At 40.5% G+C, this 14,571-nt stretch carries 14 protein-coding genes; 12 read left to right on the top strand and 2 right to left on the bottom strand.

Features of this window, described 5'->3' with window-relative positions; genetic code table 11:
- Nucleotides 1-61: 61 nt before the first annotated feature.
- From apaG to QMN06_RS00895, 3 genes are all read left to right on the top strand, one after another.
- The gene (apaG, locus tag QMN06_RS00885) at nt 62-436 is read left to right on the top strand and encodes a Co2+/Mg2+ efflux protein ApaG (RefSeq protein WP_281970612.1); all 375 of its coding nucleotides are present in this window, start codon (nt 62-64) and stop codon (nt 434-436) included.
- Between the two features lie 199 nt (nt 437-635).
- Nucleotides 636-1,754 (top strand): MltA domain-containing protein, encoded by a 1,119-nt coding sequence (locus tag QMN06_RS00890; RefSeq protein ID WP_281970613.1) that lies wholly within the window; start codon nt 636-638, stop codon nt 1,752-1,754.
- On the top strand, nt 1,721-2,566 hold the full coding sequence (locus QMN06_RS00895) for a DUF3047 domain-containing protein (protein ID WP_281970614.1): 846 nt from the start codon (nt 1,721-1,723) through the stop codon (nt 2,564-2,566). The genes QMN06_RS00890 and QMN06_RS00895 overlap by 34 nt, the downstream gene beginning before the upstream one ends.
- Here the strand turns inward: QMN06_RS00895 and QMN06_RS00900 are convergent.
- Together QMN06_RS00900 and QMN06_RS00905 are read right to left on the bottom strand one after the other, a co-directional pair.
- On the bottom strand, nt 2,526-3,716 hold the full coding sequence (locus tag QMN06_RS00900) for a M20 aminoacylase family protein (RefSeq protein WP_281970615.1): 1,191 nt from the start codon (nt 3,714-3,716) through the stop codon (nt 2,526-2,528). The genes QMN06_RS00895 and QMN06_RS00900 overlap by 41 nt on opposite strands.
- A gap of 137 nt (nt 3,717-3,853) precedes the next feature.
- Nucleotides 3,854-4,879, bottom strand: coding sequence for a porin (locus QMN06_RS00905; protein ID WP_281970616.1), 1,026 nt, complete (start codon nt 4,877-4,879; stop codon nt 3,854-3,856).
- A gap of 222 nt (nt 4,880-5,101) precedes the next feature.
- Between QMN06_RS00905 and QMN06_RS00910 the strand changes: the two genes are divergently transcribed.
- The 9 genes from QMN06_RS00910 to mraY all read left to right on the top strand — a co-directional run bounded on the left by QMN06_RS00910 (nt 5,102) and on the right by mraY (nt 14,525).
- Nucleotides 5,102-6,025, top strand: a complete 924-nt coding sequence (locus QMN06_RS00910) for an NAD(P)-dependent oxidoreductase (RefSeq protein WP_281970617.1) — start codon at nt 5,102-5,104, stop codon at nt 6,023-6,025.
- Between the two features lie 61 nt (nt 6,026-6,086).
- Nucleotides 6,087-6,713, top strand: coding sequence for a 2-polyprenyl-3-methyl-6-methoxy-1,4-benzoquinone monooxygenase (coq7, locus tag QMN06_RS00915; protein ID WP_281970618.1), 627 nt, complete (start codon nt 6,087-6,089; stop codon nt 6,711-6,713).
- A 236-nt stretch (nt 6,714-6,949) separates the two neighbouring features.
- Nucleotides 6,950-7,378, top strand: a complete 429-nt coding sequence (gene mraZ / locus QMN06_RS00920; RefSeq protein ID WP_281970619.1) for a division/cell wall cluster transcriptional repressor MraZ — start codon at nt 6,950-6,952, stop codon at nt 7,376-7,378.
- A 12-nt stretch (nt 7,379-7,390) separates the two neighbouring features.
- Nucleotides 7,391-8,314, top strand: coding sequence for a 16S rRNA (cytosine(1402)-N(4))-methyltransferase RsmH (gene rsmH, locus QMN06_RS00925; RefSeq protein WP_281970620.1), 924 nt, complete (start codon nt 7,391-7,393; stop codon nt 8,312-8,314).
- Nucleotides 8,314-8,583 carry a cell division protein FtsL gene (gene ftsL / locus QMN06_RS00930; protein WP_281970621.1) on the top strand — a complete coding sequence of 90 codons (270 nt, stop codon included), beginning with the start codon at nt 8,314-8,316 and terminating at the stop codon, nt 8,581-8,583. Before rsmH ends, ftsL begins: the two co-directional genes overlap by 1 nt.
- On the top strand, nt 8,580-10,325 hold the full coding sequence (locus QMN06_RS00935) for a penicillin-binding protein 2 (protein WP_281970622.1): 1,746 nt from the start codon (nt 8,580-8,582) through the stop codon (nt 10,323-10,325). Before ftsL ends, QMN06_RS00935 begins: the two co-directional genes overlap by 4 nt.
- Nucleotides 10,322-11,884, top strand: a complete 1,563-nt coding sequence (locus tag QMN06_RS00940) for a UDP-N-acetylmuramoyl-L-alanyl-D-glutamate--2,6-diaminopimelate ligase (protein WP_281970623.1) — start codon at nt 10,322-10,324, stop codon at nt 11,882-11,884. The genes QMN06_RS00935 and QMN06_RS00940 overlap by 4 nt, the downstream gene beginning before the upstream one ends.
- On the top strand, nt 11,884-13,365 hold the full coding sequence (murF, locus tag QMN06_RS00945) for a UDP-N-acetylmuramoyl-tripeptide--D-alanyl-D-alanine ligase (RefSeq protein ID WP_281970624.1): 1,482 nt from the start codon (nt 11,884-11,886) through the stop codon (nt 13,363-13,365). The genes QMN06_RS00940 and murF overlap by 1 nt, the downstream gene beginning before the upstream one ends.
- The gene (gene mraY, locus QMN06_RS00950) at nt 13,356-14,525 is read left to right on the top strand and encodes a phospho-N-acetylmuramoyl-pentapeptide-transferase (RefSeq protein ID WP_281970625.1); all 1,170 of its coding nucleotides are present in this window, start codon (nt 13,356-13,358) and stop codon (nt 14,523-14,525) included. The genes murF and mraY overlap by 10 nt, the downstream gene beginning before the upstream one ends.
- Nucleotides 14,526-14,571 lie beyond the last annotated feature (46 nt).

Here is a 14,571-nt window from a genome sequence, read left to right on the forward strand (position 1 = left end):
TTAACTTGATGATTCACATTGAATCATTGCATTTCATGAGTAGTTCTACGAAAATAGCCCTATGACACAATTTTCCGCGCAAATATCAGTTCAAGTTCAATTTTTAGAAGAGCAATCGAGTGCTGAGCAAGGGCAGTATCATTTTGCTTATACATTGAGTATTAAAAATGATGGAGAAGTTCCATTTCAATTAATCGCCAGAGAGTGGCTGATTACAGATTCTGATGGAAATACTCAACAAATCAAGGGCTTAGGAGTTGTTGGACAACAACCTTTACTAAAAGGTGGACAGGCTTTTGAATATACCAGTTGGGCGACGATTCCTACCCCGCTAGGGTCTATGAGGGGAACTTATTTTTGCATTTCAGAGGAAGCCGAGATGTTTGAAGTGCCGATTCCAGAGTTTTCTCTCACCATGCCAAGAATATTGCATTAAAACCACAAGATCATTTTTTTCTTCCCATCATTGTCCAGACAATAATAAAAATTAAAATGCAAAGAGCCACTCCTGCTTCTGCGACTAGTAATAGCATGGGGTACTCATCTAAAAGTTCTGACATCGATTACATCCTTTTTGTATGAAAAAAAACAAGCAATTTTTTTCAATATTTTTTTCATTAGTTTGCTCAACAGGCATGACTATTTTACTATCAGCCTGTAGTTCCGTTTCAATACAAAAAGATGTATCGGAATTGGAGCCAGTAGCAACGACACCAAGCAGCCAATTTAAACAATATACAGCAGCCCATTATTTTTTGAGTAGTTGGAAGAATTTACCCGGTTGGGAGAGTGATCCATTTGATGATGCATGGAATGCTTGGCAAAAAAGTTGTCAGTACTGGAGCAAAGCCAATCAAGCGGAATGGCAACAACTCTGTAAAGAGTCACAAAAAATCAATGCAGGCGATAAAAAAATAGCGAAAGATTTTTTTGAAAAATATTTTCAGGTTTGGGAAATTCGCCAAGCAAAAGATCAAAACACCTATCCTAAAGGAAGTAATCAAGGTTTAATTACCGGCTATTATGAGCCGATTATCAAGGGCTCATTATCTCGCCAAGGGGTATATCAAACCGCTATTTATAAACTCCCGACTGGTTGGAGTGCTTCACCCAGTAAAGTCAGGCCCCCTCGGGCAGAACTGATGCAGTCTGGAGTGTTAAAAGGAATGGAAATCGCTTGGGTAGAAGATCCTGTAGCTGTAGCATTTATGCAAATCCAAGGATCTGGAAAAATAGTATTAGAAAACAAGAAAATATTAAGACTTGGTTATGCCGGCACGAACAACCAAACATTTGTATCTTTTGCCCAGTGGTTAATTAATCAAAAACAATTAACCTATGCCCAAGCAAGTATGCAGGGGATTTCTGATTGGGCTAAAAAAAATCCACAGCGCGTCAATGAGATGCTCAATGCAAATCCTCGGTTTGTATTTTTTAAAGTTTTAGAAAGCTCGACATCACCACTTGATGGCCCTATTGGAAGTATTGGCGTACCCTTGACCGCCGGACGGAGTATTGCAGTCGATTGGCAATCGATACCACGCGGGGCACCAGTGTATATATCAACCACTGATCCACAAACAACACAAGCATTACAACGATTGGTATTTGCACAAGATACCGGCTCAGCTATTGTTGGTGGCGTGAGAGCCGACTATTATTGGGGCTCTGGAGATGCTGCCGGAGATAAAGCAGGAAAAATGAAACAAGCTGGTCGTTTATGGGTAATTCTTCCGAAGAGTATGTACCCATGAAATTAGCAAACATTTCAGTACTTGCATTCTCTTTATTGATCAGTGCATGTGCCACCAATTACTCAACTTCTAATAATTCAAAAAATCAAGAGGATGTTAATAAATTCTCATTGATAGATACACAGGGTAAAGAGGTTGTTGTGAACGAAGATCATTCTTTACCGGGATGGTTCCCATGGGCTTTAACCCCCAGTAAAAATAAAACAAGTTATACCTTACAAAAATACCAAGGTAGAACAGTCATTCATGCTGATGCAGATGCCAGTGCTTCTGGCCTTATGGTGCCATTAAAGCCAAGAACTGTTGAAGGTAAAGAACTTATCTGGGAGTGGAAGGCTCTCGGACATATTGCACAAGCGGACAATTCTCAGGGGCACACGGATGATGCGCCGCTTCGCATTATGTTGGCCTTTGATGGTGACAAAAGTAAACTTTCATTAAAAGATCAGATGGCATTTGAGCTGGCGCATTTAATCAGTGGACAAGAGATGCCATACGCAACGCTGATGTACATTTGGTCAAGTCAAGCGCATGAGACTCCAATCATCACCAATAAATACACCTCACGCTTAAAAATGATTATTGTCGACTCAGGTGAGGAGCATGTCGGCCAATGGCGAAAACACCAAAGAAATATTGAAAAAGACTATCGAGAAGCCTTTCAAGAACCACCAGGTAAATTAATCGCTGTTGGCATAATGACGGATACGGATAATACAAAAAGCTTAGTCAAAGCGATTTACGGCGATATAGAAATTAAAAGAAAAGAAATTACGTCAAATAAGCTTGAGTTAAATGTACCCAATAACTAGCTCCAACAGGTAGCAGATGATCATTAAAATCATAGCAAGGATTATGTAAATGGCAAGGGCCCATACCGTGTCCAACTGCTCGATGATCACCATCACCATTGCCAATAAAAACATAACAACCCGGGACTTTTTCTAGCATAAAAGCAAAGTCTTCAGAGCCCATCGTTGGCTCTATGCCCTCAATAAACTGCGCATCGCCAAAACTGTTCTTGATAACCGACTGAGCAAAAGCAGTCTCTTGAAGATGATTAATCAGCGGGGGATAATTACGTTCAAATTCAACTTCAGCCGTACAGTTAAACGCGAGGGAAGTGCCATGAGCGATATCTCGAAGTCTTTGCTCCAAAAGATCTAAAACGGGATTGGTAAAGGTTCTAATCGTACCACCCAGCCAGCCATCATTCGGGATGACATTACTTGCAAATCCTGCATGAATTTGAGTAATTGATAAAACAGCCGTATCCACCGGTTTTTTATTGCGAGTAATGATGCTTTGCAAAGAGGAGGCTAATTGTGCAATAGCAAAAACAGGATCTGCACCATTATGCGGAAGAGCTGCGTGAGCACCTTTACCTTTAATCGTGATCGTGAATTCATTACTAGAGGCCATCATTGGGCCTGGAATAACACCAAAACTACCTTCTGGCATCCCTGGCCAATTATGCATACCAAAAACCGCATCACATGGAAATAAGGTAAATAAACCATCCGCCATCATCTCGCGAGCACCACCGCCTCCTTCTTCCGCAGGTTGGAAGATGAAATGAACAGTACCCTTAAATTCTCTATGAGAAGCAAAGAATTGTGCCGCACTTAAGAGCATGGCGGTATGTCCATCGTGACCACACGCATGCATCTTACCCTCATGTTGAGAAGCATGAGCAAAAGCATTATGTTCTTGTAAAGGTAAGGCATCGATATCTGCACGAAGACCAATGGATTTACCTGGACCCAAATTACCTTGTATGGTTCCGACTACTCCAGTTTTGCCGAGTCCCACGTGTGTTTGAATACCCCAACTTTTTAATTGCTTGGCAATTAATTCAGAAGTTCTAAACTCGGTAAACTTTAATTCTGGATGAGCATGAATATCCCTGCGAATAGCTTTAATCAATTCGAGCTGATCAATAAATTCCGGAAAGATTTTCATAATCACATATTAAGTTTGAATAACTCATCTTATCTTAAATCTTATAAAAGATGAAATGAATTAATATTTCACTTACATGAATTTTAATAAAAGAATGAAATATCAGTCTATTGATTATTCAATCAACGAGAGAAAAATTAAAAGCGATGAACCATACCAATGGTTCCTGAAGTTAGGTCTTTTATTACCTTTCCAGAATCAGAACCATTTGCATGATTTACAAAAGCATACAGATGAGTCTGTTTAGATAAGTGATAGTTAGCGCCGACCACCAATTTATTGCCATACATAGATGAATTTGTTTGAAGATGGGTTTTTTGCCGATAGGCAGCCGCAAAAAAGTCAACTTGCGGGCTAGCCTGATATTTAAATCCAACACCAATATTTTTTACAGATTGGATCGGTGTAGGGTGATGTCGAACAGATGGACTAGGAAGTCCACTAGTCAATTCCGATTGGGAGAAACCTAATTTCAAATTGACGTTACCCATTTTTTGAGAAATACCAGCATTAACAATGTGAGCAGATTGGTTGTGATGCGTTAAGCGACTATTTTCTGTCATAGAATAAGATCCAGCAATGAGCGTATCACCCATTTGATAACTAGCACCTGCTGCAAAGTTAGGTTGATGAGCGCTATCAGCACTTCCTAATTGATAACTAGTGACGAAGTTAAAACGAGGAGTCCTAAAAGAATATTTCAACGCATTATCGACCCATTTATTACCGTACCTGCCATTAAAGGTTCCACTCAAATCATCGATCACATACTTTTGACGAATTAGTCCACTTGGATCAATCATCCTTGCAATATCGAAGCTGACTGAAGATTGAAGCCCTAATGTGAACTGCCCCACTTGACGATTTTCATAACCAATGTAGTTGCGTCTTTTAAAAAGAATGGCTGGCGAAGAGGGATTTGTTTCTCCTTCTAGATTAAAAAAGACAACGTGTGATGGAGCAATTTCCTCACGCCCTTGGATGCCAAATCGAGAAGCCATTTTATTTCCTTGTTTGATTTTCAAATCATCAGGTGTTGAATGAATGCTATTTAAATTGATTTGAATTCCTTGATCAATTAATCCATATAGCTTGACCGAATCAGCGTGACTTATATTTGTAAAACCCATACCTAACAAAAAACATAAACTCTTTTTGTACATCTATTTTCCTTTGATAAAAGATTAGTCACGTCGGTCAATTGTGTTGACCGACATGAACGAATGATTGATTCGAGGAGATACAGTAACAAATTAAAAATAGACCTAAAACTTAATAGTCTTTTGATGATTGTGGATATCTAATAAAACAGAATATTTTTTTTGTGAAAGATGGTGTTTATACTGAAAACAATTAAACGATTAACTTTAACGAACTCTACTCTCATGAAAAAAACTAAAAATTCACCACAAACAATCGGAATTATTGGATTAGGAATTATGGGTGGCATCATGGCTGAAACGCTTCTCATGAATGATTTCACTGTTTGTGGATATGACATTGTTCCAGATGCCATCAAGCGTCTAAAAAAAGCAAAAGGACAACCCTTAAAATCTGTTCGTGAGGTGATTCTTAAATCAGATGTTGTTATAACTTCATTGGCTACTAGTCAAGCATTGCTAGAAGTCTTTGCACAAATCAAACAAACCTTAATTGAGCATCCGAAAAAAATAATCCTTATTGAAACGAGTACTTTATCCATGAGTGATAAAGAATTTATTGCGCAGGATTTAAAGATAGACGGTGTGGAGTTATTAGATTGCCCAATTAGTGGCACAGCTGCAAGAATGAAAGATCGTGCGTGGACCATCTTTGTGAGTGGCAATGAAAAAATAAGTAAAAAAATGAAGCCTATTTTTGAATGTCTTTCAGATAACTTCCCGTATGTCGGTGACTATGGAAATGGTTTAAAAATGAAAATGATTGCGAATCATTTAGTTGCTATCTATAACGTGGCTTGTGCTGAATCTACTATCTTTGCAAAAAAAATCGGATTAGACCCACAGGACGTTTTGGATATATTTGGCCCAAGTCCAGTCATCGGCACTGGAGTCATGCGCCTGCGGATGCCCTTTATGATTGATCGTCAGTACACACCGCCAACCATGAAAGTGGAAGTTTGGCAAAAAGATATGCAAGTCATTGGTGATTTAGCAAAATCTGTCGGTTGCCCATTACCAATCTTTAATGCTACAGCCCCTATTTATACCGCAGCGATGGCACAAGGTTTAGCCAAGTCAGATACCGCATCGACCGCTGAAGTCATTGGTCAAATGGCCGGCTTATATACGGATAAGAAGCACTCCTGATGCAACGTAAGAGATTGATCTAAAATTGAACAACAGATAATTCTTCAAGAACGGTATTAATTTGCAATTAGATCAATTTATTATTGAGTTTGATAAGGCAGTAAGAACCTTGCATGGGGTGGTTTCCCAATCAAGGCCAACACCTCAGCCACAAGCTCTTCCAGAAGAGGTTTTGACAGACAAAGAGCGCAAACATGCGGCGGGTTTAATGCGCGTCAATCATGTTGGGGAGGTTTGTGCTCAGGCCTTATATCAAGCACAGCGATTGACAAGCTCATCCACGGAGATAAAAAAACAATTAACCCATGCAGCAATTGAAGAAGAAGATCATTTACATTGGTGCTCACAACGTCTGCAAGAATTAAATTCCCGCCCAAGCCTTTTAAATCCTGTTTGGTATACAGGGGCATTTGCCCTAGGGGTGATGGCGGGTTTAGCCGGGGATGCTTGGAGCTTGGGCTTTGTTGCTGAGACAGAAAAACAGGTTGAACATCACTTAGATGACCACTTAGAAACTCTTCCACAGCATGATTTGGCATCTAGAGCAATTGTTGATCAAATGCGTATCGAAGAAATTGCCCATGGCAAGATGGCGCACGATGCTGGCGCAAAAGAATTGCCTGAATTTATCAAAAAAACGATGGCAATGACGTCAAAAGTCATGACAAAGACCGCATACCATATTTAGATTTTCACGAATTCTTAACAAAATAAGGGTTCTTACCAGTTTATTTCATTTAATTCATTAGGTATTGCTTATAAGACTATGTTTTATATTCAATTTTTATAACTGAGTACTTCAATGTGTGTTTCTAAGTTCTTGTTAATACAAGAAAAATGATATTAATTTCCCCTCAAAACGCTTGACCATCCACTATATGTGCTTTAAAGTGGGAGGAAGTGTGAAAAAGTGGGGAAAATTGCATGTTTCAGGGTGCTTCAGCGATCAATTTGGATGTCAAAGGGCGGATGTCAATCCCTGCCCGGCATCGTGACGCCCTGCAAGTAGAAGGGGTTGGGAGGGTTACCCTCACCAAACATCCCGAAGGATGTCTACTTTTATTTCCTCAATTAGAGTGGGAAAGTTTTCGTGAGCGGGTTGCTAAATTGCCTTTAGAGGCGAATTGGTGGCGTCGTATTTTTCTCGGAAATGCATCTGAATTAGAAATGGATGGATCAGGCCGTATTTTGATTAGTCCAGAGTTAAGAGCCGCATCTGGTATCGAGAGAGAAGTTATTTTATTGGGCATGGGTAGTCATCTTGAAGTTTGGGATGCGAAGACTTATGCACAAAAAGAACAAATAGCAATTTCTCAAGGAATGCCAGAAGCTTTACGACAATTTACCTTCTGATGTTAGGGACCTATGACCACCAGTCATCGCCCGGTATTACTGGACGAGGCAGTCTCCGCCTTACTTGGAGAAGTGCCGAAACAGCACGCGTTCTATCTCGATGGAACGTTTGGTCGGGGCGGGCATTCCAGATTAATTTTAGAAAAAATGACCTTAGACAGTCAGTTAATTGCGTGCGACAAAGATCCCCAAGCAATTGCAGAGGCGAAGCAAATACAGGATCAGCGTTTTCAAATAGTTCATACCTCTTTTGCCAATATGTCCTCACTTACATCGGCAAACACGTTGGATGGAATATTGCTCGATTTAGGGATCAGTTCTCCACAAATCGATCAAGCAGAGCGGGGATTTTCGTTTCGAATGGATGGTCCACTCGATATGCGCATGAATTCTCAAGAAGGGCTCAGTGCGCAGGAATGGTTGGCAACTGCAGATGAAAAAAATATTGCAAAGGTAATTAAAGACTATGGGGAAGAACGGTTTGCTGTACAGATTGCAAAGGCGATTGTTGCTAGCCGGGAGCAAGGCATCCACATTGGGACCACAAGACAACTCGCGACGCTCGTGGCTAGTGTCGTCCGCACGCGTGAGTACGATCAAGACCCGGCCACACGCACCTTTCAAGCTATACGGATTTTCATCAACCAAGAACTCCGCGATTTGGAAGAAGGTTTAAAAATGTCGATTCAATTGTTAAAACCAGAAGGACGATTAGTGGTGATTAGTTTTCACTCACTGGAAGACCGTATGGTGAAACAATTTATGCAGCAAAACAGCAAAGTTGATGTGCCAAGAGGTATGCCGCTTCGTGAGTCAGAAATACCGAAATCTCCCTTAAAAATCTTAGGAAGAGTTAAGCCAACTGCTGTAGAGATAAAACAGAATCCAAGGGCAAGATCAGCGGTGATGCGTATCGCAGAAAAGGTAGGTCTTTGATGAACCGATCTGTTGTGATTTTGATATTGGCATTAATGACTTGTTCATTAATGTTGGTTTATTCACAGCAAAGATCCAGGATGTTGTATGCGGAGAAAAATCGTTTAGAGATTAAGGAGAATAAGCTCAATCAAGAATGGAGTCGACTTGAATATGAGCAAAGAGAGTTATCAAAATCTTCAAGAATTGTTGATATTGCAACGAAGCAATTACATATGAAAGAAGCAAAGCAGGATAAAACCATCTACGTAAAGGAAATGGCTAAATGAGAGTTCATCATACAAGCCCGTCTAATACAGTTGTTTTGAGACTTCCAATGTGGCGTTCACGCCTTGTCTTGTTCATTATGTTTATTGGATTTTTTGCACTACTCAGTCGTGCATTTTGGATTCAGGGACCGGGGAACGATTTTTATGCGCAAAAAGGTAAGAGGGTAGAGCGAGTCATTGCCTTGCCATCTGTCAGAGGAAAAATACTGGATAGAAATGGTGAAATATTAGCAACCAGCTTAGAAGCAAAAACAATCATTGCTTACCCCGATACAATTCCAGATGATTTGCCTGCGGCAAAAGTAGCAGCCTTTGCGAAATTATTAAAGATGAATGAATCTGAATTGAGAAAGAAATTAACAGATTCAAAAAATCAACTTTATCTTCGTCGTCAGGTTGAGCCAGAGGTGGCGGCAAAAATTAAAGAATTAGCGATTCCTGGAATCGTCATTACGAGTGAGTATCGTCGTTATTATCCTGAGGGAGAAGCGATGGCTCACATTGTTGGCTTTACCAATATTCAGGATAAAGGCCAAGATGGCATGGAGTATTCGAATGATGAATTTTTATCAGGTAAAGATGGGCAAAAGCATGTTGTGATTGATCGGCTTGGACGAGTGGTTGATAACCTTGGAGATATTCAGCCACCAAGAAATGGTAAGGATTTGCAATTGTCGGTAGATAGCAAAATCCAATCGATTTCTTATGAAGCGATTAAAAAAGCTGTGAAAGATAATCGTGCAAAATCTGGTTCAGCCATCGTTTTAGATTCATATACAGGTGAAGTATTGGCCATGGCGAATTACCCATCATACGATCCTAATAACCGCATTAGCATGACGGGTGATCAGTTACGCAATCGAGTACTGACAGATACTTTTGAGCCCGGCTCAACGATGAAGCCAATCACCATATCCTTATCTTTAGAAAAGGGCTTAATTAAACCGACGACCCAGTTCCCTATTGGTCATTTACAAATTGGTAAGAAGGTCATTACTGATACCCACTCTTATTCGGTCTTATCTGTATCGCAAATTATTCAAAAATCAAGCAATATTGGAACAACTCGTATCGCACTTCAAATGGAGCCAGAGGATATGTGGACGATGTTCCAATCCGTAGGATTTGGACAGGCACCAAAAATTGGTTTCGAAGGGGCGGTTGCTGGAACAGTAAAACCGTATGCAAAATGGGGTAAGTTAGACCAGGCAACCATGTCATTTGGGTATGGAATTTCAACATCATTATTTCAATTGGCCAAGGCTTACACCATTTTTGCAAGAGATGGTGAGTTAGTCCCAATTTCGATGTTGAAAGTTGATAAGCCTCCTGTCGGAACAAGGGTGCTCAACCCCAAGACAGCAATTGACATGCGAAACATGTTAGAGCTGGTTACCCAAGAGGGAGGGACTGCGATTAAAGCGCAGGTCACAGGCTATCGTGTCGGTGGAAAAACAGGAACTGCACACAAATCAATGGGTAAGGCTGGATATGCCAGTAATAAATATGATGGGTTTTTTGTAGGTATTGCCCCGATTAGTAATCCAAGAATCGTAGTTGCTGTAGTGATTGATGAGCCAAGTGCCGGATCACATTATGGTGGTGATGTTGCCGCACCAGTATTTTCAGCTATTACAGGCACAGCACTCCGTAGCCTGGGAGTGCCACCAGATGCCGCAATGAAAGAACTCGTACAAACATTAGACCCATCACTTACACAAAAAGTGGTATTAAAGAGATGATGAAGACTGAGTCCAAAGCCTCTCTTCAAATGAATGATATTCAACATCTAATGTTGAGTGAGGTGGAGCGTGTGGCACATTTATCTTCAGATACAAGATTATTAAAATCTGGAGACGTTTTTTTGGCTTATCCAGTAGGTAGTGGTAATGGGTTTAGTGATAACCGAATACATATCCCCAAAGCATTGGAATTGGGTGCGAGTTTAGTACTTTATGAAAATAATAGCTGGCTTGAGGATGAGCTCATTCAGGCTAGAGAAAAATTAGGCGACTCAAGATGTTTTGCTGTACCGGGTTTGGCGGCGATGGCTAGTGAAATTGCTGACTGGTGGTATGGCTACCCCTCCAAAGAAATGTCAATCATTGGCGTAACAGGGACCAATGGTAAAACGACTGTGACTCAGTGGATAGCGCAGTCCATGAATAAGTTTAAAAAGACAGCTGTATTTGGCACCTTAGGTTATGGCCAAGTGGGCACTTTAAAGACGACAGGGTTTACCACTCCGGACGCTGCTCGGGTACAGCGTGTATTAGCAGAATTAAAAGCAGATTCATTTGAGCAGGTGGCGATGGAAGTATCCTCGCATGCTTTGGAGCAGGGAAGAGTTGGTCATGTGAAATTTAAAACGGCCATTTTTACCAATTTAAGCCAAGATCACTTGGATTATCACGGTGATATGCAAGAGTATGCACGAGCAAAATTTGAGTTGTTTCGTTACTCGAGTCTTGAGCAAATCATCATGAACATGGATGATCCTATTGGCCGAGAATGGATTGAGCAATTGGCTAAAAAATCTAAAGCTAAATTGTGGGTTTATGGTACTCAAGAATCGCTTGCAAAATTAAATCATTCAGATCAATTAAACACTGTACTTATAGAGAATTACGAGATAACCAATAACGGCGTGAAGTTTAATTGTGTTGTCAATGGTCAAAACTTCCCACTACATCTAGACATTATTGGAAGATTTAATGTAGATAATATGATGGCTGTATTAGCTACCTTACTAGCTAATGAAGTGCCGCTAGAAAGTGCAATCGCGCAATTAAAACAACTGAAGTCTGTTGAAGGTCGATTAGAGATGATGAACCTTAACGACTCTAAGCATCCATTAATGGTCGTGGATTTTGCACATACACCTGATGCTTTAGAAAAAGTATTGGTTGCATTAAAGCCAATTGCCCAAGCTAGAGGCGGTGAGTTGGTCTGTGTATTTGGATGTGGTGGTAATCGTGATTCCAGTAAACGACCACTGATGGGTAAATTAGCGGCCAATCTATCTGATCGAGTGATTTTGACAAGTGATAATCCACGAGGAGAAAAGCCTGAGGACATCATTGATCAAATCATGCAAGGAATTGATCCTGATCAGTTATCAAAAGTAAGCATCGTGGTTGATCGGGCCTTTGCTATCTTGTCTTCAGTAAAACAAGCCCAGCCTAAAGATGTCGTTCTGGTTGCTGGCAAAGGACATGAAAGAGTTCAGGAAATTGCCGGCAATCAATTTATATTTTCTGATCAAGACCATATCTGTTTAGCGATTCGAGGGGTAGTGTAATGAGTCATTATTTGACCCTTGAGAAAATGTCGCAGATGGTGCCCGGATCACGCTTACTCAATGTGAGCTCTGCCATGATGCACTCGCCTATTGATAACTTATCAACAGACAGTCGAAAAATTCAGTCTGGAGATTTTTTCATAGCGATTGCTGGCGAAAAATTTGATGGTAATCAATTTTTAAAAGAAGTATGTAAAAAAGGTTCACTAGCCGCATTAGCGAGTAAAGAAGAATGTGTTCCTGAGAATTTTCCAGTCCTACTAGTCGAAGATACTTTAAAAGCTTTGCAAATGATAGCAACAGCTTGGCGAAAAGAGTTAAATCCTCAATTAATATTAGTAACGGGTAGTAATGGTAAAACCACCGTGAAAGAGATGATTGCCAGTATCTTAAAGGAAGCCCTAGGCGAAAAGCACGTCTTAGCAACTCCTGGCAATTTAAACAACGATATTGGTTTGCCCCTGACTCTGTTAGGACTTCGAGCACATCATCAAATTGCCGTGATTGAACTAGGCATGAATCACCCTGGCGAAACACAGTTTTTAGCAAGTATTGCGCAACCTAATATTGTGTTGATTAATAATGCTCAACGAGAGCATCAAGAATTTATGCATACGGTTGAAGCTGTAGCTTTAGAGCACGCAGATGCCATATCGCAATTACAGGAAAACGGTGTTGCTATATTTCCGGCGGATTCTGAATATACAGAGATATGGAAAAGTAAATCTAACGGATATACCTATTTAGATTTTTCTTTAAGTGAAAACTTGAAAGAGTCATTGGGACAAGTTGTAGGATGTTGGAAGAGTCAAAGTCATTTACGTATTGAGTTACCAGAAAATAAGCAACATCCAAAAACAGGGATTGAAGTCAAACTAGCGACGCTAGGTGACCATAATGCAAAGAATGCTATTGCAGCCGCTACAGTAGCATTTGCGGCAAATATCAATCATGAAGCTATCTGTCGTGGATTAGAAAAATTTATGCCAGTAGCTGGCAGAATGCGTAGTCATTCATTACCGAGTTTTGGCGAACTTGGGCAACTGGTCGACGATACCTACAATGCAAATCCAGATTCAGTAATTGCTGCGATTGATGTTCTTGCTCAATTGCCGGGAACCCGTTGGTTAGTGCTTGGAGATATGGGCGAGGTTGGTAATCAAGGTCAGCAGTTTCATCATGAAATTGGTAAATATGCCAAGGATAAAGGCATTGAACATCTATACGCTACCGGTGAATTATCAACTTATGCAATTGAGGGTTTCAAGACACAAATACAGGCACAGCCGCTAGCGAAAGAAGCGCAAGGAATTCATTTTCATGAACCTAAGGCATTGCTCAAGCAATTAAAAGCTGATTTACAAACATTTCAACACCATTTTTCAACGGGGCATGTTGCGATTTTAGTAAAAGGCTCACGCTTTACCAAGATGGAAAGAATCGTTAACTGCTTATTGAAAGAGGAGAGCTTATGTTTCTAGCTCTAGCCCAATGGTTGCAAGCAGACATTGGATTTTTTCGTGTCTTTAACTACATCACATTTCGAGCCGTGATGGCGACATTAACAGCACTTGGTATTGGCTTAATTTTCGGTCCCTGGGTTATACGCCGTTTGACAGCTATGAAGGTGGGGCAAGCTGTCAGAACAGATGGTCCTAAAACACACTTAATTAAAAGTGGTACACCCACGATGGGGGGTGTACTCATTTTGATCTCTATTGCGGTATCAACCTTGTTGTGGAGTGATCTAAGTAATCGGTTTATTTGGGCTGTTTTATGGGTGACCCTCGGCTTTGGCATTGTTGGTTGGGTCGATGATTACCGAAAAGTAGTTTATAAAAATCCCAAGGGGATGAGCTCCAAAGAAAAATATTTTTGGCAATCATTAATCGGGATATTGGCAGGCGTATATTTGGTATTTGCTATTACTGATAGTAGTAATTTAGGTATTGTTAAAAATATCATGCAATGGAAAAACAATGAGTTTAATTTTCACTTTGCCGATAACCTGAATTTGGTTGTGCCATTCTTTAAAACGGTTAATTATCCTCTGGGTGTTTTGGGATTTGTTATTTTGACGTATTTAGTCATTGTTGGCAGTAGCAATGCCGTCAATCTAACTGATGGTTTAGATGGCCTAGTGATCATGCCGGTCATTCTTGTTGGATCTGCATTGGGAGTATTTGCATATGTGACTGGTAATGCTATTTATGCCAAATATTTAATATTTCCATATATTCCTGGTACCGGCGAGTTACTGATTTTTTGCGGCGCTATTGGCGGTGCAGGCTTGGCGTTTTTATGGTTTAACACACATCCAGCACAGGTCTTCATGGGTGATGTTGGCGCACTTGCATTAGGCGGCGCACTCGGCACGGTAGCCGTCATAGTTCGTCAAGAAATTGTGTTGTTCATTATGGGTGGAATTTTTGTTGTAGAAACCCTATCGGTCATGATTCAAGTGACATGGTTCAAATATACAAAACGTAAATATGGTGAAGGTAGACGAGTTTTTCGAATGGCGCCGCTGCATCATCATTTTGAATTAGGCGGTTGGAAAGAGACCCAAGTCGTTGTCCGCTTTTGGATTATTACGATTATTTTAGTTTTAGTTGGATTATCGAGTTTGAAGCTAAGATGACGAATTCTAATCAAACCACTTTCCTCATTCCTGGAGCTCTTCCGCT

The organism is Polynucleobacter sp. SHI8 (assembly GCF_027944005.1).
In the GTDB taxonomy this organism is placed as follows: domain Bacteria; phylum Pseudomonadota; class Gammaproteobacteria; order Burkholderiales; family Burkholderiaceae; genus Polynucleobacter.

Excerpts from the sequence above, each read along its gene's own strand:
- apaG (WP_281970612.1), top strand. The coding sequence starts at position 62 with ATGACACAATTTTCCGCGCAAATATCAGTTCAAGTTCAATTTTTAGAA.
- QMN06_RS00890 (WP_281970613.1), top strand. The coding sequence starts at position 636 with ATGACTATTTTACTATCAGCCTGTAGTTCCGTTTCAATACAAAAAGAT.
- QMN06_RS00895 (WP_281970614.1), top strand. The coding sequence starts at position 1,721 with ATGGGTAATTCTTCCGAAGAGTATGTACCCATGAAATTAGCAAACATT.
- QMN06_RS00900 (WP_281970615.1), bottom strand. The coding sequence starts at position 3,716 with ATGAAAATCTTTCCGGAATTTATTGATCAGCTCGAATTGATTAAAGCT.
- QMN06_RS00905 (WP_281970616.1), bottom strand. The coding sequence starts at position 4,879 with ATGTACAAAAAGAGTTTATGTTTTTTGTTAGGTATGGGTTTTACAAAT.
- QMN06_RS00910 (WP_281970617.1), top strand. The coding sequence starts at position 5,102 with ATGAAAAAAACTAAAAATTCACCACAAACAATCGGAATTATTGGATTA.
- mraZ (WP_281970619.1), top strand. The coding sequence starts at position 6,950 with ATGTTTCAGGGTGCTTCAGCGATCAATTTGGATGTCAAAGGGCGGATG.
- rsmH (WP_281970620.1), top strand. The coding sequence starts at position 7,391 with ATGACCACCAGTCATCGCCCGGTATTACTGGACGAGGCAGTCTCCGCC.
- ftsL (WP_281970621.1), top strand. The coding sequence starts at position 8,314 with ATGAACCGATCTGTTGTGATTTTGATATTGGCATTAATGACTTGTTCA.
- QMN06_RS00935 (WP_281970622.1), top strand. The coding sequence starts at position 8,580 with ATGAGAGTTCATCATACAAGCCCGTCTAATACAGTTGTTTTGAGACTT.
- QMN06_RS00940 (WP_281970623.1), top strand. The coding sequence starts at position 10,322 with ATGATGAAGACTGAGTCCAAAGCCTCTCTTCAAATGAATGATATTCAA.
- murF (WP_281970624.1), top strand. The coding sequence starts at position 11,884 with ATGAGTCATTATTTGACCCTTGAGAAAATGTCGCAGATGGTGCCCGGA.
- mraY (WP_281970625.1), top strand. The coding sequence starts at position 13,356 with ATGTTTCTAGCTCTAGCCCAATGGTTGCAAGCAGACATTGGATTTTTT.